The organism is Streptomyces sp. NPDC058691, assembly GCF_042714775.1.
Classification (GTDB): Bacteria; Actinomycetota; Actinomycetes; order Streptomycetales; family Streptomycetaceae; genus Actinacidiphila.
The window spans coordinates 49,838-71,473 of the sequence record NZ_JBHXSO010000023.1 but is presented as its reverse complement, the minus strand read 5'-3'; the positions used below and the strand labels follow the sequence as shown (position 1 = coordinate 71,473).

General features: G+C 73.0%; 18 protein-coding genes. 9 read left to right on the top strand and 9 right to left on the bottom strand.

The features are described 5' to 3' along the window. Positions 1-32: 32 nt before the first annotated feature. A complete protein-coding gene (locus ACFWVC_RS18305) occupies positions 33-1,604 on the bottom strand; it encodes a DUF4331 domain-containing protein (RefSeq protein ID WP_384286391.1) in 1,572 nt (523 codons plus the stop codon). 585 nt (positions 1,605-2,189) lie between these two features. Between ACFWVC_RS18305 and ACFWVC_RS18300 the strand changes: the two genes are divergently transcribed. Next, positions 2,190-2,453 (top strand): hypothetical protein, encoded by a 264-nt coding sequence (locus ACFWVC_RS18300; protein ID WP_384286388.1) that lies wholly within the window; start codon positions 2,190-2,192, stop codon positions 2,451-2,453. A gap of 187 nt (positions 2,454-2,640) precedes the next feature. Here the strand turns inward: ACFWVC_RS18300 and ACFWVC_RS18295 are convergent, their stop codons facing one another. From ACFWVC_RS18295 to hmgA, 3 genes are read right to left on the bottom strand one after another with little or no spacing between them, the layout of a single operon-like run. Next, a complete protein-coding gene (locus ACFWVC_RS18295) occupies positions 2,641-3,876 on the bottom strand; it encodes a type ISP restriction/modification enzyme (RefSeq protein WP_384286386.1) in 1,236 nt (411 codons plus the stop codon). Between the two features lie 14 nt (positions 3,877-3,890). Continuing rightward, entirely contained in the window at positions 3,891-4,646 is a 756-nt protein-coding gene (locus ACFWVC_RS18290; RefSeq protein WP_384286383.1) for a GntR family transcriptional regulator, read from the bottom strand. Continuing rightward, entirely contained in the window at positions 4,643-5,947 is a 1,305-nt protein-coding gene (gene hmgA, locus ACFWVC_RS18285) for a homogentisate 1,2-dioxygenase (protein ID WP_384286381.1), read from the bottom strand. Before hmgA ends, ACFWVC_RS18290 begins: the two co-directional genes overlap by 4 nt. A gap of 75 nt (positions 5,948-6,022) precedes the next feature. Between hmgA and ACFWVC_RS18280 the strand changes: the two genes are divergently transcribed. From ACFWVC_RS18280 to ACFWVC_RS18265, 4 genes are all read left to right on the top strand, one after another. Continuing rightward, positions 6,023-6,688 carry a TetR/AcrR family transcriptional regulator gene (locus ACFWVC_RS18280; protein ID WP_384286522.1) on the top strand — a complete coding sequence of 222 codons (666 nt, stop codon included), beginning with the start codon at positions 6,023-6,025 and terminating at the stop codon, positions 6,686-6,688. 103 nt (positions 6,689-6,791) lie between these two features. Next, a complete protein-coding gene (locus ACFWVC_RS18275; RefSeq protein ID WP_384286379.1) occupies positions 6,792-9,026 on the top strand; it encodes a molybdopterin oxidoreductase family protein in 2,235 nt (744 codons plus the stop codon). A 91-nt stretch (positions 9,027-9,117) separates the two neighbouring features. After that, positions 9,118-10,512, top strand: a complete 1,395-nt coding sequence (locus tag ACFWVC_RS18270) for an aldehyde dehydrogenase family protein (protein ID WP_384286377.1) — start codon at positions 9,118-9,120, stop codon at positions 10,510-10,512. A gap of 34 nt (positions 10,513-10,546) precedes the next feature. After that, positions 10,547-11,629: a Zn-dependent alcohol dehydrogenase gene (locus tag ACFWVC_RS18265; protein WP_384286373.1), complete on the top strand. Its 1,083-nt coding sequence runs from the start codon at positions 10,547-10,549 to the stop codon at positions 11,627-11,629. A gap of 7 nt (positions 11,630-11,636) precedes the next feature. On the opposite strand, the gene ACFWVC_RS18260 is transcribed toward ACFWVC_RS18265, so the two are convergent. Next, positions 11,637-13,523 (bottom strand): SMI1/KNR4 family protein, encoded by a 1,887-nt coding sequence (locus tag ACFWVC_RS18260; RefSeq protein ID WP_384286371.1) that lies wholly within the window; start codon positions 13,521-13,523, stop codon positions 11,637-11,639. Positions 13,524-13,566: 43 nt separating this feature from the next. Further along, positions 13,567-14,202, bottom strand: coding sequence for a TetR/AcrR family transcriptional regulator (locus ACFWVC_RS18255; protein ID WP_384286369.1), 636 nt, complete (start codon positions 14,200-14,202; stop codon positions 13,567-13,569). Positions 14,203-14,276: 74 nt separating this feature from the next. Between ACFWVC_RS18255 and ACFWVC_RS18250 the strand changes: the two genes are divergently transcribed. Both ACFWVC_RS18250 and ACFWVC_RS18245 read left to right on the top strand, forming a co-directional pair. Then, positions 14,277-15,428, top strand: a complete 1,152-nt coding sequence (locus ACFWVC_RS18250) for an acyl-CoA dehydrogenase family protein (protein ID WP_384286367.1) — start codon at positions 14,277-14,279, stop codon at positions 15,426-15,428. Positions 15,429-15,511: 83 nt separating this feature from the next. Continuing rightward, positions 15,512-16,150: a TetR/AcrR family transcriptional regulator gene (locus ACFWVC_RS18245; protein ID WP_384286365.1), complete on the top strand. Its 639-nt coding sequence runs from the start codon at positions 15,512-15,514 to the stop codon at positions 16,148-16,150. A 61-nt stretch (positions 16,151-16,211) separates the two neighbouring features. On the opposite strand, the gene ACFWVC_RS18240 is transcribed toward ACFWVC_RS18245, so the two are convergent. Next, the gene (locus ACFWVC_RS18240; RefSeq protein WP_384286362.1) at positions 16,212-16,673 is read right to left on the bottom strand and encodes a MaoC family dehydratase; all 462 of its coding nucleotides are present in this window, start codon (positions 16,671-16,673) and stop codon (positions 16,212-16,214) included. A gap of 167 nt (positions 16,674-16,840) precedes the next feature. On the opposite strand from ACFWVC_RS18240, the gene ACFWVC_RS18235 reads away from it, so the two are divergent. Next, positions 16,841-18,142: a glycosyltransferase 87 family protein gene (locus tag ACFWVC_RS18235; RefSeq protein ID WP_384286360.1), complete on the top strand. Its 1,302-nt coding sequence runs from the start codon at positions 16,841-16,843 to the stop codon at positions 18,140-18,142. Between the two features lie 9 nt (positions 18,143-18,151). Continuing rightward, positions 18,152-18,694 (top strand): redox-sensitive transcriptional activator SoxR, encoded by a 543-nt coding sequence (gene soxR, locus ACFWVC_RS18230; protein WP_384286358.1) that lies wholly within the window; start codon positions 18,152-18,154, stop codon positions 18,692-18,694. On the opposite strand, the gene ACFWVC_RS18225 is transcribed toward soxR, so the two are convergent. Together ACFWVC_RS18225 and ACFWVC_RS18220 are read right to left on the bottom strand one after the other, a co-directional pair. After that, on the bottom strand, positions 18,627-20,072 hold the full coding sequence (locus ACFWVC_RS18225) for an amidase (protein ID WP_384286355.1): 1,446 nt from the start codon (positions 20,070-20,072) through the stop codon (positions 18,627-18,629). The two genes, soxR and ACFWVC_RS18225, sit on opposite strands and share 68 nt — an antisense overlap. Before the next feature lie 838 nt (positions 20,073-20,910). Further along, on the bottom strand, positions 20,911-21,513 hold the full coding sequence (locus ACFWVC_RS18220) for a hypothetical protein (RefSeq protein WP_384286353.1): 603 nt from the start codon (positions 21,511-21,513) through the stop codon (positions 20,911-20,913). Between the last annotated feature and the right edge of the window lie 123 nt (positions 21,514-21,636).

Sequence of the window (21,636 nt, the reverse complement as noted above, 5' to 3'; positions counted from 1 at the left end):
CCTCACGCCCCGGCCGGGAGCGGGACCGGCGGTCAGGCCCGGTGGGCCCGCGCGCGGACCGGGCGGCGGCGCATCCGCCACCAGGCCAGCGCGGCACCGATGAGCAGCACACCCGCGCCGCCGGAGGCGGCGGAGGCGATCAGGACGGTGTTGTCGTCACCGCCGGGGCCCTGGATCAGACCGCCGGCGTTGAGCTGGGTCACCCCGTCGGTCCGGGCCCCGTCGGTCTTCGCCGCCTTGGCCAGCGGTCCGTCCGAGCCGGAGTTCGGCAGGGCGACATAGGGGAAGCTCGCCCCGAAGGACTGGTCGTTGGTGTTGACCGCGTCCCCGAGGTCGTTCTTGGCGCCGACCAGTTCGCCCTCGACCACCTGCAGGGCGATGTCGACGACGTCGTCGCTCAGCCGGCGCCCGTTCGGGAAGCCGGCGGTGTCGCCGTCGAGGACGCCGAGCCGCTTGGGCTGTGCGGTGGGCGGGATCGCCGTGTTGAGCCGCAGCATCTCCGACGGGCGGACGTGCGGCGGCTGGTTGAGCTTGGGCACACCGGTGAGGAAGACCTGGACGAGGTCGTTGCGCGGGGTGGCCGGGGCCTTGATCTTGTAGATGCCCTCGATGAGCTTGGGCAGCTCGGGCTCGGTCACGTTCTTGAGGAACTGCGCGTCGTTCCAGGGCGAGGAGGCGTTGAACCTGTCCTTGTCCTTGAGGGGGTTGACCACCTCGTTGACCAGCGGCATGCCGAGCCGGGAGACCTGCGCCCAGTCCCCGTTCGCGGTGCGCCGCTGGGTGGTGGACCAGATGCCGACGACCGGCTGCTTCGCGGACTGGCGTATCGCGGCGGTCGGGACCTGGAGGGCGATCGTGTTGACGTTGTAGCCCTTGAGGGTGTCGTCGCCGACCTCGGAGAGATTGCCTCCGTAGAGCAGGTCGAAGACCCGCAGATCCAGGAAGAAGGGGTCGTCGGACTGGCCGGCGAAGGCCGTCGTGCCGCGGCCCAGGTTCTTGACGGCCTGCTGCCGCAGGACGTTGTAGTCCGGCATCGACGCCTTGCCGACGTTCGACGGCGCGACCGGCACGTCGTTCGCGACCTTGTGGCGGCCGACCACCCGCTGGTTGTGCAGCCGGAACAGGTCGATGTCGTACGTCTGGAAGAAGTTCAGGTCCGGGTCGTCGAGGCTGGTGACCGGGCCGGTGTTGTAGAGGAACGTCTTCTTGTTGCGGACGTGGTCCTGGAACGTCCACCGGTAGAGGTAGTCGCCCTGGGCGTCGCCGTCGCTGTCGATGTGGATGTCGTACTGGGCGTCGTTGGCGAACTTGTAGAAGTTCGGGCCGCCGGCCGGGTCCTCGAACGGGATCCAGTTCGCCACCAGCGTGGTGGTGTCCGGGCGGTCGGGGCTGACGAACGCGTAGACGTCCGTGGTGTCGTACTGCGGCTGGCCCGAGATCAGCGGCGCCTCCCGGTGGCTGGAGGCCTCCGCGGCGTCCGGTGCCAGCACGGTGACACCCGCCGCGGCGAGCCCCCCCGCGGCCAGAGTGCCCGCCGTGATCAGGGCGATCGCACGGGATCGCCCGATCCGGGCCGTGAACCTGTTCCTGAGTTCTGCGGTCATCGCGTCGGTCCTTCGCGAGTGCGGCCCCTCCCCCTTGGAAGAGGTCCTGCGGGAGGGGTTCGGGACCGGGGGGTGGAGCGGATTGGCGGAGCGGGCTGAATTTGCGTCACAGGTTTGTAACGTGATATTGGGGCAACCGGGCGCTGGCGCCCGGGAGTTGAGGTCGGAGTCGGCGCGCGGGCGGGAGGGCGGGGCGGGGGCGGGAGCCTGCGCCGGCCGAGTGACCCGGCGTCCAGCGGCGGGAAAGGGGCGCGCGCCCCGGAGCGCACCACCATGGCCGCCCGATCGGGGTGCGTGGCGGCAGGCGATACGGGCCCGGGCGACACGCCCGGGGCGCCGGTGGCCTCCGGGCTGGGGCGGGCGGTCGTACGCCTTCACCGCGACGATTGAGCCGAGTGGCCGATCACCGCAGCCCACCGCCGACCCCATGGCCCGATTGCCGCTGCCGGCCATCGGGATCGGAACATGACCGTCAACACCCTTGACGGGCAGGTGAATCCGGTAACGCGGATGCGTAGGTGACGCCACGGGGCGATAGGGTTACCCTGCCCGGTGCCGGGTGCCCTCGAATGGGTGGGGAGTGTCATGGATCAGATAGCAATGCGAGGCAGGGCGCGAGTGCCTGCCATCACATGCGGGAGCAGCACGTCCAGTGCGCGGCTCGACCGCCACTTGTCGGTGCTCGCGGGCCCGGCCGTGCCGCAGCGGGAAGCGGAGGAGGCCACGCTGTTGATGCGTGAGCTGACCTCGCGTGACCACGTGCGGACGGACGCCAACCGCGGAGCCCGTGTGTCGCTGTTCGCACCGCTGCGGCGGCTGCGGCGTTCACTCTTCGGGGGCCGCGGCTGACCCGAGGGCGTCCCTGACGCCTCCGCACGCGAACAGGCTCGGGCGAACACACCGTCCCGGCACCGCGCCGTCTCATGCGGCGTGTCGGTGTGTTCCGTCCGGGCCTGTTGTCATGTCGACTTGTGGTCACATCGTCAGGTCATCACGGTCCGCAGCTCGCGGCTCGCCTGTCCGGTCACGGGCCGGGTCAGAGCAGGACGAACTGCCCGTCCGGGCCTTCCTCGTGGTGATCGAGCACGGACGCGGGACGCCGCGCCGCCTCCGGAACCGGCAGGACGTGGGCCGCCCGCAACTCCCCGGCGCCGATGCGGGGGCCCGCGGCCACCCGCGCGGCCAGGGCGCGGCGGCGCGGCCGCTCCTCCGCCAGCAGCGCGAGGACGCTGATCAGCTCCAGCAGTTCGGTCGTGCGGGCGCGCGGCCAGGCAGCGGGGCGTACGGCGTCCAGCGTCCCCGCCGCCCCGGGCTCCGTACGGAGTGCGAACCAGGTCTCCAGGACCCGGGTGCCGCCCGCGTGGAACTCCCAGACCGCCTCGGGCACCGGTGCGATCCGCCCGTCCCCGACCACCAGCGCCTCTTCCCCCTTGTCCCAGGCCAAAGGCTCTCGCGGCGCGTCCGGCAGGGCTGCCCGCACATACGGCCGCCGGCCGCCCGGCAGCCGGGGATGACCCGCCGGACGCTCCGCCTCCGGATCGGCGCAGCGGGTGCCCCGCGTGTGCAGCCACAGCAGCCGGCGGCCGAGCGCCACGCCCTCCGCCCAGAGTTCCGGGTCGGCGGTCAGCGGCACCTCGATCGGCCCGCCGGCGGTGCCCGCTACGGCGATCCAGGCGAGCACGTCGCCGGCCGGGACCGGCACGCCCAGCCGTTTCGCGAGATGCCCGAGCAGCCCCGGCGCGAGGTTGGGGTCGACTCCGCCGGGGCGGCGGAAGAGCGGACGGACCCGGCCCGGCCGCCCCGCGGGGGAGTGCCCGTCGGGCAGCAGCGCCGAGAACGTCAGCGGCGGCCCCGGCACCTGGGGCAGCCGGGCGAGTTCGACCGCGTACACCTGATGGGTGTCGTCGGCGACGCGCCACAACTCCGGGCGGGCGGCGTCGATCAGCCGCTGGTCCGGCAGCAGCCACTGCTGGTCGAACGGGCCGTGCAGCACCCGCACCGGCTCGGCGCCGGGGCCGTCCTCGCGCTCCAGCCGCGCGGTGGACACGGGATGCCCCGGCAGCTGGGCGACGCCGGTGTGCGTCGTACGCGCCCGTGACGGGTGGAACAGGCGCTCGCGTTCGGCCCCTTCGGCCCGCAGCAGCCGGTCCCATCGGGCGGTGAGAGTGGCGGCCTCGGGAGCCAGCACCCAGGAGCGCCCCAGGCGCAGGGGTGCGGTGGACCACGGCATCAGGTCTGCCAGCGTCGGCGCTTCATCGCTCACCGTGAGCATGCTACTGACGCCCCTCAGGGCGCCTCCATCGTGACGGTGAAGGAGAAGCGGTCCCCGCGGTAGTGGATGCGCACGACGTCGACGGCGCGTCCGGACTCGTCGTAGGTCACCCCCGTGTAGTGCAGGATCGGGCTGAGCAGCGGCACCCGCAGCAGGCGCGCGGTGTCCGGGTCGGCGAGGCGGGCCTCCACGGTGTCGGTGATCCGGCTGATCCGTACCCCCAGGGCGTCGCGCAGCACCTTCGTCATCGGCCAGCGGGCCAGGTCCGCCAGGTCGATCCTGGCCGCCAGTTCGGGCAGCACGAAGTTCTCCGCCCAGTTGGTGGGCTCACCCGTCTCGTCGCACCGCAGCCTGCGGTACGCCACCGTCTCGGCCACCCCGGGGAAGTACTCGGCGTACTCAGCCGGCACCGGCTCCGGGCCGTGCCCGAGCACGCTCGTACGTTCCCCGGACTGCTGGGCCACGATGGCGTCGACCGAGCCCAGCAGCCGGACCGGGGCTCCGCGCCGCGCCGCCGGCTCGATGAACGTGCCGCGCCGGCGGTGCCGGCTGATCAGCCCCTCCTCCTCCAGTTCCTTGAGCGCCTGCCGCATGGTGAGCACGCTCACCCCGTAGTGCCCCGCCAGTACGTCCTCGGTCGGCAGCCGCAGCGGGGCGTCCGGACGACGGCCGAGTATCGAGGCGCGCAGCGACTGCGAGACCTGGTACCACAAGGGCAGCTTGCGGTTCAGGACCAGCGAGTCGGGGGCGAAGAGGCCGGGGCTCGTCATGCCCTGAAGTGTCGCTCAAGCCCCCGCCACACGTCGTCGTACCCCCGCTGCAGATGCTCCGCCCCCAGCGCCTGTGCCGTGGGCACGACCGGCCACCGCGTCTCGAACATGAACGCCAGGCCGTCGTCGATCTTCTGCGGTATCAACTCCGCGCCGCTGGCCTTGTCGAAGGTCGTCCGGTCCGGGCCGTGCGCCGACATCATGTTGTGCAGCGAGGCGCCGCCGGGCACGAAGCCCTCGGCCTTGGCGTCGTACGCCCCCTCGACGAGCCCCATGAACTCGCTCATCACATTGCGGTGGAAGTACGGCGGCCGGAAGGTGTCCTCGCCGACCAGCCAGCGCGGCGCGAAGACCACGAAGTCGGCGTTGGCCAGGCCCGGGGTGTCGGAGGGCGAGGTCAGCACGGTGTAGATCGACGGGTCGGGGTGGTCCCAGCTGACCGAGCCCAGCACATTGAAGCGGTGCAGGTCGTACACGTACGGCACCAGGTTGCCGTGCCAGCCGACGACGTCCAGCGGCGAGTGGTCGTACTCGGCGGCCCAGAGGTTGCCGCCGAACTTGTTGACCACCTCCACCGGCTCCTCGCGGTCCTCGTACGCGGCGACCGGCGCCATGAAGTCACGGGCGTGCGCCAGCCCGTTCGCCCCGATGGGGCCGAGGTCGGGGAGGCGGAAGTGCTGCCCGTAGTTCTCGCAGACGTAGCCGCGCGCGTCGGCGTCCAGCAGCTCGACGCGGAAGCGCACCCCGCGCGGGATCAGCGCGACGTGCCCCGGCTCGGCGGCCAGCAGGCCGAGTTCGGTCCGCAGCAGCAGCCCGCCGCGCTCCGGCACGATCAGCAGTTCGCCGTCGGAGGACGAGAACACCCGGGCGTCCATGGAGCGGTTGGCGGCATACCAGTGGATGCCGATGCCCTCGCGGCGCAGCACGTCGCCGTTCCCGCCGACGGTCACCAGGCCGTCCACGAAGTCCGCCGGGCCCTGCGGTATCGGCAGCGGACTCCAGCGCAGCCGGTTGGGATCGGCCTCGGCCTCCTGGAAGGGCGCGCTGCGCAGCGCCCCGTCGGCGATCCGCCGGAAGGGCGGATGCGCGGCGGAGGGGCGGATGCGGTAGAGCCACGAGCGGCGGTTGTGATGCCGCGGCTCGGTGAACGCGGTGCCGCTCAGCTGCTCCGCGTACAACCCGAGCGGGGCGCGCTGCGGGGAATTGCGGCCCACCGGGACGGCGCCCGGCACGGCCTCGCTGACGTGCTCGTTGCCGAAGCCCGGAAGGTACTCCAGGTCCTTGATCTCAGTGCTGGTCACGATTCCTATGGTCAAGCAGAGGAATCCGGCCCGCAAGGGGTCGTCGGGCACCTGTGGAAAACCGGTATGACCGGCATGATGGGTCCCGTGCACAGCAGCGGCAGCGGCAGCGGTCTTCGGCGGGTCCCCGTCCAGCAGCGCAGCGCCGAACGTCTCGCCCGGATCCTCGACGTGGCGGCGGCGGTCCTCGACGAGGGTGGGTACGAGGAGCTCAGCACCCGGGCCGTGGCCGCCCGGGCCGGGGTCCCGATCGGCTCGGTCTACCGCTTCTTCTCCAACAAGCGCGCGATGGCCGACGCGCTGGCCCGCCGCAACCTGGAGATGTACCTCGCCGGCGTCACCGCCCGGCTCGACGGCGCCGAAACCCGGGCGGTGCCCGCCCCCGGCGGGGGAGTCGGCGACTGGCGCCGCCTGATCGACCTCGTCGTCGACCACTACGTCGCCATGCGCCGCACGGTCCCCGGTTTCGCCCTCGTCAGCTTCGCCGGACCCGCCCCGGGTGCCGCCGCCAACGACGAGGCCAACCACCAGCTCGCCGACGGCCTGCGGTCGCTGCTCAGTGGCCGGCTCGGCGTCACGGCCGGTGAGCAGCGGCTGCGCACCGCCTTCGTCGTCGGTGTCGAGGCGGCCGACGCGCTGCTGAAACTGGCCTTCCGCACCGACCCGGAGGGCGACGCGGTGCTCATAGCCGAGACCAAGGAACTCCTGCGGGCCTACCTCGCCGGCGTCCTGGACACCTGAAGGCGCCCCGGGGAGGCCGGGCTCGCGGGATCGCTACCCGACATGCGTACCGGTCGGTATGGTGTGCCGGACGAGGAAGTCTCCGGTCACCCGGGAGGGCCCGATGGCCAGCAGCCGTACCGCTCTGCGTATCTGCCCGCTGTGCGAGGCCACCTGCGGCCTGACGCTGACGATCGAGGACGACCGCGTCACCCGCGCCCGCGGCGACCGCGACGACGTCTTCAGCGCGGGCTTCATCTGCCCCAAGGGCGCCGCCTTCGGCGAGGTCGACGGCGACCCCGACCGGCTGACCGCGCCCCTCGTGCGGCGCGAGGGCAGGCTCGTGGAGGCGACCTGGGCCGAGGCGTGGGAGGCGGTGGCCACCGGTCTCGGCGGCGTGCTCGCCGAGCACGGCCGTGCCGCCTCCGCGGTCTACCTGGGCAACCCCAACGTGCACACCGTCGCGGGCGGCCTGTATCCGCCGATGGTCGTCCGCGCCCTGGGCACCCGCAACGTCTTCTCCGCCAGCACCCTGGACCAGATGCCCAAGCAGGCCGCCTGCGGCCACATGTACGGCGACGCGCTGGCCGTCCCTGTCCCCGACCTGGACCGCACCGACCACCTGGTCGTCATCGGCGGCAACCCCATGGTCTCCAACGGCAGCCTCGCCACCGCCGCCGACTTCCCCGGCAAGCTCAAGGCCCTGCGCCGGCGCGGCGGCAGGCTCACCGTCATCGACCCGAAGCGCACCCGCACCGCCGAACTCGCCGACCTGCACCTCGCCCCGCGCCCCGGCACCGACGCCGCCCTGCTCTTCGCCCTCGTCCACGTCCTGTTCGAGGAGCGGCTGACCGACCTCGGCCGGCTGGCCGGGCACGTCACCGGGGTCGACGAGGTCCGCGCGCTCGCACGCGACTTCCCGCCCGAGACCGTCGCCGCCCACTGCGACGTCCCCGCCGCGGAGATCCGGACGCTCGCCCGAGATCTCGCCGCCGCTCCGACGGCCGCCGTCTACGGGCGTCTTGGCAGCACCGCCGTCCGCTTCGGGACCGTAGCCAGCTGGCTGATCGACGTGCTCAACATCCTCACCGGCAACCTCGACCGCCCCGGCGGGGCCATGTTCCCGCTGCCGCCCACCGCCCCGGCGCCGCGCCCGCCGCGCCCCGGCCGCGGCTTCGCGACCGGCCGCTGGCACAGCCGCGTCTCCGGCCACCCCGAGGTCGCCTCCGAACTGCCCGCCGCCGCGCTCGCCGAGGAGATCGACACCCCCGGAGAGGGTCGCGTCCGCGCCCTGGTCACCATCGCGGGCAACCCCGTCCTGTCGGCCCCCGACGGCGAACGTCTCGACCGGGCCCTGGCCGGGCTGGACTTCATGGTCAGCGTGGACCCGTACCTCAACGAGACCACCCGCCACGCGGACGTCGTCCTGCCGCCGCCCCCGCCCTCGCGCGGCGCGCACTACGACTTCGCCTTCACCCACTTCTCCGTGCGCAACAACGCCCGCTACAGCCCGCCCACGGTGCCGCTGGAGGAAGGACGCCCGGACGAGCCGGAGATCCTGGCCCGTCTCACCCTCCTCATCGGCGGCCTCGGGGCGGAGGCGGACCCCGCCCTCGTCGACGAACAGGCGATCACCCATCGCCTCGGCAAGGAGACCGCCGACCCGCACTCGCCGGTCCACGGGCGGGAACCCGGCGAACTCGCCGGGCAGCTGACCGGCCGTACGGGCTACGAGCGGCGGCTCGACATGATGCTCCGCCTCGGCCCCTACGGCGACGCGTTCGGCGCCGACCCGCAGGGCCTCACGCTCCAGCGGCTGCTGGACCGGCCGCACGGCATCGACCTCGGCCCGCTGCGCCCGCGCGTCCCGGAGATCCTGCGGACCGCCTCCGGCACGATCGAGCTGGCGCCCGCCCCCGTCACCGCCGACGTCCCCCGGCTGCTGGAGTCGGTCGCCGGGCGCGCCGGGGACGGCCTGGTCCTCATCGGCCGCCGCCATCTGCGCTCCAACAACAGCTGGATGCACAACGTCCCGGCGCTGACCGGCGGCACCAACCGCTGCACGCTCCAGGTCCACCCGGAGGACGCCGCCCGCCTCGGGCTCACCGACGCCGCCCCAGCCCGGATCAAGGGCGCGGGCGGCGAGATCGAGGCGCCCGTGGAGGTCACGGACGCGATGCGGCCCGGCGTGGTGAGCCTGCCGCACGGCTGGGGACACGACCGGGACGGCACCCGGCTCACGGTCGCCGCCCGTACCCCCGGCGCCAACCTCAACCAGCTGCTCGACGGCAGCCTCCTCGACCCGCTGTCGGGCACGGCCGTCCTGGGCGGCTTCCCCGTCCAGGTCGCCCCCGCGTGATCCACCGCACGGAGTGCCGCCCTGGCACCAGAAAACTATCGGCGCTAGTTTGGGCGGGCCAAGGCAACGCCGCCGCCCGGGAGGACAAGGGATGAAGCCGCACGACGGGATGTACATCGACGGCGACTGGCGGCCCGCCGCCGGCACGGAGACGATCGCCGTCGTCAACCCCGCCGACGAGCAGGTGTTCGCCGCCGTGCCCGCCGGCACCGCCGACGACGTGGACGCCGCGGTGCGCGCCGCCCGCACGGCCTTCCCCGGCTGGGCCGCCACCGCCCCCGCCGACCGGGCGGCCCGCATCGCCGCGCTGCGCGACGTGCTCGCCGCCCGCCGCGACGAGATCGCCGAGACCGTCGCCGCCGAACTGGGCGCGCCCCTGGCCTTCGCCCAGGCCGTCCACGCCGACCTCCCGATCAAGGTCGCCGGTTCGTACGCCCAACTCGCCGCGACCCACGCGTTCGAGGAGCGGATCGGCAACTCCACGGTCTTCCACGAGCCCGTCGGCGTCGTCGGCGCGATCACCCCCTGGAACTACCCGCTGCACCAGATCGTCGCCAAGGTCGCCCCCGCTCTCGCCGCCGGCTGCACCGTCGTGCTCAAGCCCGCCGAGGACACGCCGCTGGTCGCCCAGCTCTTCGCCGAGGCCGTCCACGAAGCGGGCCTGCCCGCCGGGGTGTTCAACCTCGTCACCGGCCTCGGCCCGGTCGCCGGGCAGGCGCTCGCCGCCCACGCGGGCGTGGACCTGGTCTCCTTCACCGGCTCCACGGCCGTCGGCAAGCAGATCGCCGCCACCGCCGGGGCCGCGGTCAAGCGGGTCGCCCTGGAACTCGGCGGCAAGTCCGCCAACGTCATCCTTCCGACCGCCGACCTCGCCAGGGCCGTCAACGTCGGCGTCGCGAACGTCATGTCCAACACCGGCCAGACCTGCAGCGCCTGGACCCGCATGCTCGTCCACCGAGACCGCTACGAGGAGGCCGTGGCCCTCGCCGCGGCCGCCGCGGCGAAGTACGTCCCCGGCGAGCGCATCGGCCCGGTGGTCAACGCCAAGCAGCAGGCGCGTGTCCGCGGCTACATCGAGAAGGGCATCGCCGAGGGCGCCCGCCTCGTCGCCGGCGGCCCCGAGGCGCCCCGCCCGCTGGGCTACTGGGTCAGCCCCACGATCTTCGCCGACGTCACCCCGGAGATGACGATCGCGCAGGAGGAGATCTTCGGCCCGGTCCTGTCGATGCTGTCGTACGAGGACGAGGACGACGCCCTGCGGATCGCGAACGGCACCGTCTACGGTCTCGCGGGCGCGGTATGGGCCGGCGAAGAGGCCGAGGCCGTCGCCTTCGCCCGGCGCATGGAGACCGGCCAGGTCGACATCAACGGCGGCCGCTTCAACCCGGTGGCCCCCTTCGGCGGTTACAAGCAGTCCGGCGTCGGCCGCGAACTCGGCCCGCACGGTCTGACCGAGTACCTCCAGACCAAGTCCCTCCAGTTCTGACGCCCCCGAACCCCTGAGCGCAGGAGAAAACACCGTGGTCCGCGCCGCCGTCCTGTCCGCCGTCAACGCGCCCTTGGCCATCGCCGACATCGAGCTGCCCGAACCCGGCCCCGGCCAGGTCCGGGTCAGGCTCGCCGCGGCCGGCGTCTGCCACTCCGACCTGTCGCTGTCCAACGGGACGCTGCGGCAGCCCGCGCCCGCCGTCCTCGGCCACGAGGGCGCGGGCACGGTCGTCTCCGTCGGCGAGGGCGTCACGGGCGTGGCCCCCGGCGACCTCGTGGTCCTCAACTGGGCCCCCTCCTGCGGCGCCTGCCACTACTGCGGGCTCGGCGAGCCGTGGCTCTGCGCCAACGCGGGCGCGGCGGCCGCCGCGCCCTACGCCAAGCTCGCCTCCGGGGGCGAGCAGCTCTACCCGGGCCTGGGCACGGCCGCCTTCGCCGAGGAGACCGTGGTCGCGGCCTCGGCGGTGCTGCCGCTGCCGGACGGCGTCCCGCTCACCGAGGCCGCCCTGCTGGGCTGCGCCGTGCTCACCGGCTACGGCGCGGTCCACCACTCCGCCGCCGTCCGCCCCGGCGAGTCCGTCGCCGTCTTCGGCGTCGGCGGGGTCGGCCTCGCGGTCCTCCAGGCGGCCCGGATCGCGGGGGCGGGCACCATCGTCGCCGTCGACGTCTCCCCGGCGAAGGAGGAGCTGGCCCGGGCCGCGGGCGCCACCGAGTTCCTGGTGGCCGGTGACGACATCGCGAAACGCATCCGCACGCTGACCGGCGGCCACGGTGCCGACGTCGCCATCGAGTGCGTCGGACGCGCCGAGACCATCCGTGCCGCCTGGTCCTCCACCCGGCGGGGCGGCCGTACAACGGTCGTCGGCATCGGCGGCAAGGGGGATGTGGTCTCCTTCTCCGCCCTGGAGCTCTTCCACTTCGGCCGCACCCTGTCGGGCTGCGTCTACGGCAACAGCGACCCCGCCCGCGACCTCCCCGTCCTCGCCGACCACATCCGCGCCGGGCGCCTGGACCTATCCGCCATGGTCACCGAGCGCATCGCCCTGGACGGCATCCCGGCCGCCTTCGACGCGATGCTCGCGGGGCGCGGCGGCCGGGCCCTGGTGGTGTTCTGAGGCGCGCTCACCCCGTGCCCACGGTCATGGTCACGTATGTCTCGCCCGGTCCGGGCGGCCGTGTCCACGATCTGGTGACGAACGTGTGCAGAAGTCCCCGGGTGAGGGCGAAGCGCGGCAACGTCACCCCGAATTCGGCGGCGACGGCCCGCAGCGCCCGCTGTTCACCTTCTCTGGGGAAGTCGTCCGGTGAGAACAGGTGACGCGGGTCGAGGGCCGGCGGCACGCTGCCGCTCCGCCGGACCTCGGTGCCGCGCACGGTGAACGCGTACCGTTCCTCGCCGTTCTCGGCGAACGAGAGGTGGAAGAGGTCGGACGTCGGCCCGTGCGTTCCGCCGGGGGCGCTCCAGACCACGACGGCGCGGCCGGTCCGGGACGCGGCGGCCGCAGGTGAGACGAACCGTGTTTCGTTGAAGCCTTTCGGCCGCCCGTCGAAGGCGAAGCTCCAGCCCTCCCCGGCGCTGCCGACGGCCACGCGTGCCTTGTCGTCGTAGGACGAGGTGGTGCGGGAGCCCCGCAAACTCATCCGCTCTGCTCGGAGCTCCGCGGGGTCGTGGAACCCGCCGTTTTCCTCTGTCCCCAGCCGGGCGGGCAACTCGTCCGGCGTCACGCCCTTCACGAGGACGAAGCGATAGCCGCGTTCGTACCCGGTGGAGGCGAGCCATGCGAGGCCACCCGGATCGGCGTCGGTCGTCGGCTCCGGCGCCGTGCCCGTCTCGCCTGCTCGCGGGGTCGCCAGCAACTCGCGTCCGCGTTCCGGCGTGATCAGCGGCCCGAGGATCGGGTCCGCGAGCAGACCGAGCGGCGCGAGCAGGTCGGGACCGGTCGGCTCCCAGTCCGGCAGGGCCGCGCGCAGGGTGCGCCAGGCCGCGTCGGTGCCGCCCCACCGCGCCTGCTCCCGCGCCCGGTCGACGGCCTCCCCGAAGGCGCCCGGCGCCGTGTACCGAAAGGTCCCGTCCCGCATCTGCCGCAGCAACTCCTCGCCCTGGGCACTCACCTCACCGTTGGCGCCCCGCACCACGAACCCCCACGAGGCCTCGTCACGTCCGTCCCGTACGTGCTCGGCGGCCAGCAACGCCAGCAGCTCCGGGGCGTACACGGGGTCGAGTGCCTGCCCGTCGAAGTCGGCCCTCTGCGTCCGGCCCTGCAGCCGCCCTATCTGGTCGCGCAGGGCCTTCGCCCGCGGGCGCCCGAACTCCGCGGCCTCCGCGAGCGCGGTCTCGGCCTGCTCGTACCGCCCCGCCAGCGCGTCGCGCCGGGCGTCCTCCATGGCGACGTCCAGGGCCCGCGTCGTCGCGTTGGCGAACACCCGTCCACCGCGGGCACTCCGGAACACGGACAGCTGATGGAACTCCCGGTACATGTCCTCCATGAACTCCCGGAAGGACGCGTACCGTTGCGGCGGTTCGGCCGCCCAGCTCCGATAGCCGTACAGGGCCCACTCGCCGTCGGCACCGACGTCGAGCGGATCCAGCAGCACGTAGGCCAGGTCGGACTCCACGTCGAGCTGGAGGGCGCGGGTCCACATCCCGGTCTCCATGACCGCCTCCGGAGACGGGTCGGGCCCGTAGGCTTCCCGCCAGATCTCGGTGAGGCCGGCCGTGTCCTGGTGCCACCGCGCCGCCTCCGTACCCGCGAGCAGCCAGACGAACCCGCCCGCGTGCCGCCACCCGTCGCTCACCTCGAGGAACGCCCGGTAGGACGGCGGCAGTCGGCGCCCCAGCCGCTCCTCCGCCAGAGCTATGCGCTCCGTGTCCGCCGGGGCGAAGCCCAGCCAGCGGTCGCGCACCGCCAGCGCGTCGTCCTCGGAGAGGGAGCCGTCCGGCTCCTGGGCGTCGGACCACTCCTCGCTCCACCGCACGAGGAAGGACCGCCAGTCGAAGATCGTGTCCATGCGCCGATGGTCGCAGCCGCCACCGACAGCCGGCCCCAGCCGCTCAGCGCGGCAGCGCCGCGAACTGCACCGCCAGCCCGTCGATCAGGGCCCGCAACCCCGTCTCGAACGCGCCCTCGTCCACTCGCTGCTGACGCTCCGCCAGCAGGTGCGCCTGCCCGAGGTGCGGATAGTCCGCCGGGTCGTAGGCCGTCGGGTCGTCGACGAACCCCCGCGCGAACGAGCCCAGTGCCGACCCCGCCACGAAGTACCGCATGAGCGCGCCGACCCGGGTCGCGTGCGCCGGCGGCCATCCCGCGGCCGTCATGCCGCCGAAGACCGCGTCGGCCATGCGCAGCCCCGCGGGGCGGCGCCCGGGTCCCTGGGCCAGGAACGGGACGATGTGGGGGTGCGCGGCCAGGGCGGCGCGGTAGGACCGGGCCCAGGCCACCAGCGCGTCGCGCCAGTCGCTGCCGTTCTCGAACATGGTGAGGTCCACCTCCGCGACGACGGCATCGGCGACCGCGTCCAGGATCTCGTCCTTGGTCGTGAAGTGGTTGTACAGGCTCGGCCCGCTGACCCCGAGCTCCGCCGCGAGCCGCCGCGTGGAGACGGCCGCCAGGCCCTCCGCGTCCACCAGCGCGAGCGCCGCGGCGACGATGCGCTCGCGGCTGAGCAGGGGCTTGCGGGGGCGGGCCATGCGGCACATAGTAGAGGCTGCGTGCAGGAAACTAGCACTGCTAATTAACGAGTGGATCAACACCGAGGTGCGTCGTGAACCTTGAGCTGTCCGAGGAGCAGGCCGCGGTCCGCCGTCTGGCCGCAGACTTCACCGAGCGCGAGATCGTGCCGCACGCGACGGCCTGGGACCGCGCCGAGAGCGTGGACCGCGGCATCGTGAAGAAGCTGGGCGCGGTGGGCTTCCTCGGCCTCACCATCCCCGAGGAGTACGGCGGGTCGGGCGGCGACCACCTCGCCTACTGCCTGGTCACCGAGGAGCTGGGCCGCGGCGACTCCTCCGTGCGCGGCATCGTCTCGGTCTCCCTCGGCCTCGTCGCGAAGTCCGTCGCCCACTGGGGCACCGAGGAGCAGAAGCGCGCATGGCTGCCCCGGCTCGCCTCCGGCGAGGCCGTCGGCTGCTTCGGCCTCACGGAGCCCGGCACCGGCTCGGACGCCGGCAACCTCACCACCCGGGCCACGCGGGACGGCGGCGACTGGGTGATCAACGGCACCAAGATGTTCATCACGAACGGCACCTGGGCCGATGTCGTCCTGCTCTTCGCCCGCACCAATGACACCCCCGGTCACAAGGGCGTCAGCGCCTTCCTCGTGCCCACCGACACCCCTGGCCTCACCCGCCGCGAGATCCACGGCAAGCTCGGTCTGCGCGGCCAGGCGACCGCCGAGCTGGTGCTCGAGGACGTGCGCGTACCGGACTCCACGATGATCGCGCCCGAGGGCAAGGGCTTCTCGGTCGCGATGTCGGCGCTCGCCAAGGGCCGGATGTCGGTGGCCGCCGGCTGTGTGGGCATCGCTCAAGCGGCCCTGGACGCCGCCGTGGGCTACGCCAAGGAGCGCGAGCAGTTCGGCCGCCCCATTGCCGCGCACCAGCTGGTGCAGGAGCTGATCGCCGACATCGCCCTGGACGTGGACGCCGCCCGCCTGCTGACCTGGCGCGTCGCCGACCTCATCGACCGCGGGCAGCCGTTCGCCGCGGAGTCCTCCAAGGCCAAGCTCTTCGCCAGTGAGGCGGCCGTGCGCTGCGCCAACAACGCGCTCCAGGTGTTCGGCGGCTACGGCTACATCGACGAGTACCCGGTCGGCAAGCTGCTGCGCGACGCCCGCGTGATGACCCTCTACGAGGGCACGAGCCAGATCCAGAAACTGCTCATCGGCCGCGACCTGACCGGCGTCTCGGCCTTCTGACCCGGCCCGGCCGCCGCAGCTCTCCGTTCGACCGACCGCTTGGTATCTAAGCGCTTGCTCAGTGGGCATGTAGGGTGTCCGCCATGGACGTGGAGGCGGAGCAGTCGGAGCGTACCGAGGCGTGGACCGGCATCACCCCTGATGCCGCCCGGCGGCTGGTGATCGCCGCGGTCGAGGCGTTCGCGGAGCGCGGCTACCACGCGACGACCACCCGCGACATCGCCGGCCGCGCCGGCATGAGCCCGGCGGCGCTCTACATCCACTACAAGACCAAGGAAGAGCTGCTCTACCAGATCAGCGTGGTCGGCCACCGGCTCTCCCTGGGGCTGCTCCAAGGCGCCGCCGAAGGCGAGGGCTCCCCGGCCGGACGCCTGGCCGAGGCCGTGCGCGCGTTCGTCCGCTGGCACGCCGAGCACCACACCACCGGCCGCGTCGTGCAGTACGAGTTGGGCGCGCTCGGCCCCGAGCACTACGCCGAGATCGTGGAACTGCGCCGGGAGAGCGAGGCGGCGGTCCGCTCGATTCTGCGCGACGGCGTGCGGACGGGGGAGTTCGACGTCCCCGACGTCTCCGGCACGACCGTCGCGCTGCTGTCCCTCTGCATCGACGTGGCCCGCTGGTTCAACCCGGGCGGGCGGCGCACGCCGGACGAGATCGGCGCGCTGTACGCCGATCTCGCCCTGCGCATGGTCGGGTACGGCCCGGCCTCCGGCCGGGGCTGACCGTTCCGCTCAGACGCCGGAGGTCGCCGGAGGTCAACGGTCAAAGGCCAAAGGTCAGAAGTCAGAGGTAGAAGCGCACGACCGTCTCGGCGACGCAGACCGGCTTGTCGCCGCCCTCGCGTTCGACGGTGATACGGACCACGAGCTGCGCCCCGCCCGGCACTTCGGTGACCTCGGCGACCTGGCCCGTGGCACGCAGCCGCGAACCCACCGGCACGGGTGAAGGGAAGCGCACCTTGTTGACGCCGTAGTTGACGCCCATCTTCACGCCCTCGACGCGCATCAGCTCCGGCGTGAAGGAGGGGATCAGCGACAGCGTCAGGTAACCGTGCGCGATGGTGGTGCCGAAGGGGCCCTGGGCCGCCTTCTCCGGATCCACGTGGATCCACTGGTGGTCGCCGGTGGCGTCCGCGAAGAGGTCGATCCGCTTCTGGTCGACCTCCAGCCACTCGGTGGTGCCGAGTTCCTCGCCGACGGCGGCCTTCAGTTCGTCCACCGATGTGAAGATCCTGGGCTGTCCCATGTCATGCCTCCCGTGCTGTCTAAGCGCTTGCTCAGCATGCTGCGAGGGGCGGATCCCTGTCAACGCCCCGTCCTCCGGCGCGTATCACGAAGCCCATGTCCGGTTTGTGGCTATCTTTCATAGCCATATGCACCGAATGTGGCGTTGTGGTGGTGGAGGAGGCGGCAGTGGCCGAGGCCAGGACGGAGACCAGCCGGCACGACTGGGAGACGACGGAGGTCCGTTACGGCAGCGGACCGTCCCTCCCCGGCGACCGCCGCGCCCTGCTGCGCCCGTCCACCTGGCCGCAGGCCTGGGTCGCGATCGGCGCGTACTGGATCTCCAGCCGGGTGGTCATGCTCGCCCTGCTGCGGGCCGGCCACGGGGACATCGCCCGCGAGGTCTACTACCTCTACCAGCACTGGAGTCACGGCTTCGAGCGCGGCACGTACCCGGTCCGCGACGTCACATGGCAGTACCCGCCCGGCGCCGCCCTGGTGATGCTGACCCCCGCGCTGCTGCCCGGCCTCAGTTACCTGCAGGGCTTCGTCCTGCTCTCGTTCCTTGGCGACGCCCTCGTCCTCGTCGCCCTTCTGCGTGCCGGGTGGAACCGGCCGGGCCGGAGCACCGCCGGTGCCTGGATGTGGGTACTGGGGCTGCCCCTGTTGATGCACCTGCCGTACTCCCGCTACGACCTGCTGGTCACGGCCGTCGCCGTGTGCGCCCTGCTAGCGGTGCCCGCACGGCCCCGGCTGGGCGGCGCCCTCGTCGGGCTCGCCACCATGATCAAGCTCTGGCCCGCGCTCACCGTCCTCGGCACACCGCGCGGCCGCACGACCCGTCAGGCCTGGACGGCGCTCGGCATGTCGGCGGCCGCCCTGCTCGCGGTGCTGACCGTCTTCTTCCGCGGTGCCACGGGCTTCGTCGCCGCCCAGCACCACCGCGGGGTCGAGGTCGAATCGCTCGGCGGCACCTTTCTGCACGTCGCCGGACTGCTCGGCTGGCCCGGCCGGGTGCGGGCGCACTACGGCTCCATGGAGTTCATCGGCCCGTACGTCAACTGGGTGGCCACCGCCTCCCTCGTGCTCACCGGCGCCGCCCTGGTGTGGCTGCTGGTGTGGCGGCTGCGGGCGGCCCGGTGGACACCGGCCACGCCCTACGACGCCGCGCTGACCGCCGTACTGCTCTTCACCGTCACCAGCCGCGTCATCAGCCCGCAGTACCTGATCTGGCTGATCGGGCTCGGCGCCGTCTGCCTGACGATGCGCCAGACGACGCAGCGCCCGGTGGCCGTCCTGCTGCTGCTCGCCACCGCGGTCACCACGGTCGACTACCCGCTGTTCTTCGAGGAGGTCGTCAGCAACTCCTGGCAGGGCACCAGCGTGGTCGCGATCCGCAACTCCCTGCTGGTCGGCGCCGCCGTCATGTCCTGCCTCCGGTTGTGGCGGGCGGGCATCCCGCGTCGCAAGAAGCTCGCGAAGCTCTCGTAGAGTCGGGGAATGACCGCCATCCCCACCGAACAACGCGAACTGACCGTCGGCCAGCTCAGCGCACGCAGCGGCGCGGCGGTCTCGGCACTCCACTTCTACGAGTCCAAGGGCCTCATCCGCAGCCGCCGCACCGCCGGCAACCAGCGCCGCTACACCCGCGACGCGCTGCGCCGGGTCGCCTTCATCCGGGCCTCCCAGCGGGTCGGCATGCCCCTCGCGGCGATCCGCGAGGCCCTGGACGGCCTGCCCGCGGGGCGCACGCCCGACCGTGCCGACTGGGCGCGGCTCTCGGCTGGCTGGCGGTCCGAACTCGACGCGCGCATCGAGCAGCTCACCCGCCTGCGCGACAGCCTCGACGACTGCATCGGCTGCGGCTGCCTCTCCCTGGACCGCTGCGCCCTGTCCAACCCCGGCGACGCGCTCGGCGAGCAGGGGCCGGGCGCGCGGCGGCTCCTCGCGCAGAGGCCGCCGCGCCCCGTACCCGCTACCAGAGCGCGGGCCTGCGGGCGGCCCACGGACGGGCCGCCTCCAGCTGCGCCGACAGCGAGATGAGCGTCGCCTCGTCCCCGTAGCGGCCGCCGAACATCACCCCGATCGGCAGGCCGCCCTCGGTCCAGTGCAGCGGTACGTTCACCGCCGGCTGGCCCGTGGCGTTGAAGATCGGCGTGAACGGCGTGAAGGCCGCCAGCCCCGCGAACTCCGCGGCCGGGTCCGTGTCGTGGCGCAGCCCCGCCGGACCCACCGGCGCCGGCGGCTGCGCCAGCGTCGGGGTCAGCACCAGGTCGTACGAGGACAGCAGCGCGTCCGCGATCAACTGCCCCAGCGCGCGGAACGCGTACAACGACGCCGCGAAGTCCGGACCCGACACCTTGGCGCCCTCGGCGCGCAGGTGCCGGGTCAGCGGCATCAGCAGCTCCTCCTGCTCCGGCGCGACCGGGTACACGGTGGCCATCACGCCCCACACGCGGGTGAAGGCGTCCAGGATCGCGCCGTCGACGGGCAGTTCGACCTCGTCGACCTGGTGGCCCAGCTCACGCAGCAGCTCCGCCGTGCCGTCGTACGCCGCACGGCAGTCCGGGTGCAGTTCGACACCCGGCACGGGAGGCTGGGGCAGCCCGACCACCCGCAGCGGGCCGGGCTCCCGTGCGGCGTACGAGGCGAACGTCTCGCCCGGCGGCAGCGACGGGGCGCCGTACGGATCGCCGGGCATCCCGCCCGCGAGCACGTCCAGCAGCGCCGCGGCGTCCGCGACGGTGCGGGCGATCGGGCCGCTCGTGCTCAGTCCGCTGACGTCGTGCTGCACCGGTCCGGGGCTGACCCGGCCGCGGCTCGGCTTGATGCCGAACAGACCGCAGACGGAGGCCGGGATGCGGATGGAACCGCCGCCGTCGCTGCCCTGGGCGATCGGCGCCAGCCCCGCGGAGACGGCGGCCGCCGCGCCGCCGCTGGAGCCGCCCGCGGACCGCTCCAGGTCCCACGGGGTGCGGGCGGGCGGGGCCAGCTTGTTCTCGGTGTAGCAGGGCAGCCCGAACTCCGGGGTGTTGGTCTTGCCCAGCAGGACCGTTCCGGCGGCGCGCAGCCTCGCCGCCACGTGGTCGTCGACGTCCGGCACGTGGTCGGCGTACGCCTGCGAGCCGAGCGTGCAGCGCACGCCGGCGACGAAGTTGAGGTCCTTCACGGGGACGGGCACGCCGTGCAGCGGCGACAGATCCTCGACGCGGTCCTCGCGGCGGGCCGCCAGCGCCTCGGACTCGGCGTCGGCGGCCTGCTTGCGGGCGATCTCCGGGGTGACGGTGATGTAGGCGCCGACGGTGTCGTTGAGGCGGTCGACGCGGGCCAGGTAGTGGTCGGTGAGTTCGACCGGGGACACCTCGCCTGCCCGGATCGCGGCGCCCTGCTCCAGTGCGGTCAGATCGTGCAGTTCGGCCATGCCGGTACCGTCCCGTCCCACGTCGTTTGGACCCCTGCGACGTGCATCGTCGCATTACCCTCCGGTAGGTGTCAGCCCCTGCGCTGCGCTTGCGGTCTGGGTAGGTTTTGTTCCCCGCCCTCCCGCCCGTGTGCCCTGTGAAGTCAGTGACCCCGGCGCGCGTTTCGTTGGGTGCCGGGTTCGGGGCCTCCGGGGCTGGCCATTCTGGACAGCACATTTTGGTGCCTCGGGCACTCTCCTTGGTCACTCCGGGTTGTGCACCCAAATATGCTCCACAGTCCAGAACGCCCACCCCTACGACCCCGCCCCCTCCGTTTCGTCATGCGCCTGATCCCCAGTGGGGGTATGGAGGCGGACCGGGGTGACTCCGGTTGCCTGGAGACAGCCCCCATCGGCCTGCCGGGCCTGCCCCAACATTCGCCCGGGGGACCCGCTGTGGGCGCGACGTGACGCCCGGTGCGCATCGCGTGGGGGCGGTGACGGCTGGGCGGCTGATGTGCCGCTGCACCGACTGTGGGGCTGTGCCATGGCTGCCTTCCCCCCCCACTGGGGATCAGGCGCGAAGACTACGGAGGGGGCGGGGTCGTAGGGGTGGGTGTTCTGGACTGTGGAGCATATTTGTGTGCGGCATCCGGGCAGGGATGGGATGAGCAAGTGCCCGTCACGCACGTAAATGTGCTGTCCAGAATGGCCAGCCCCGGAGGCCCCGCACCCGGCCCACCTCAAACGCGCGCCGGGGTCACTGACTTCACAGGGCTGGGGGCACCCCCGGCCGAAGGTTGGGGGAGGGTGGGCCGGCGGGGGAAAAACCCACCCGGACCGCAAGCCGAGCGTCAGGTCAGCCCGCGGCGACAAGCAACTCCCCCCGCGCCGCCGCGACCGCGGCCCCCGTGAGAACGGGAAGCGGCACCACGATCCCGCAGTGCGCACACACCGGCCCCGCCCCGGGATAGTGGTTGAGGCGGTCGCGCCACAGAAGCCGCTCCCGCGCGCAGACGGGGCACGCCTGCCCCGCCCCCGCGTCGATCGCGGCGATGATGCGGCGCAGGACGTCCGCGAGCCGGTCGGAGGGGTGGGTGAGCGGATCGTCGCACCAGGCGACCCCGTTGCCGCCCCAGGTGCGCCGGTGCCAGTCGTCCAGGGCGCCGGGCTGGCGGATGCCGGAGAACTTCTCCTCCTTGCGGCGGGCGGCGAACTCCCGCTCGTACGTGAGCCAGACGGCCCGTGCCTCCTCCAGCTCCGCGAGGGCGGACAGCAGGCGGGCCGGGTCGGGCTCGCGGTCCTGAGGGGCGAAGCCGGCGCGGGCGCAGAGGTGGTCCCAGGTGGCCCGGTGCCCGTACGGCGCGAAGCGCTCCAGGCATCGCCGCAGGTAGGTGCGGCGCTGGGTGGGGCACCACCGCGGGTCGCGCACCTGTCTCGCGAGACTTCGGAATCCGGCCATGGCATGCCACCTCCGTCATCGGGTTCGCATCGCTGTCGAATGGACGTAACGGACGGCGATCCGGATCCATCCCCGGGGCGATGAGTTCCAGCCGATTTCGCGTGCCCAAAACGTGACGCATGT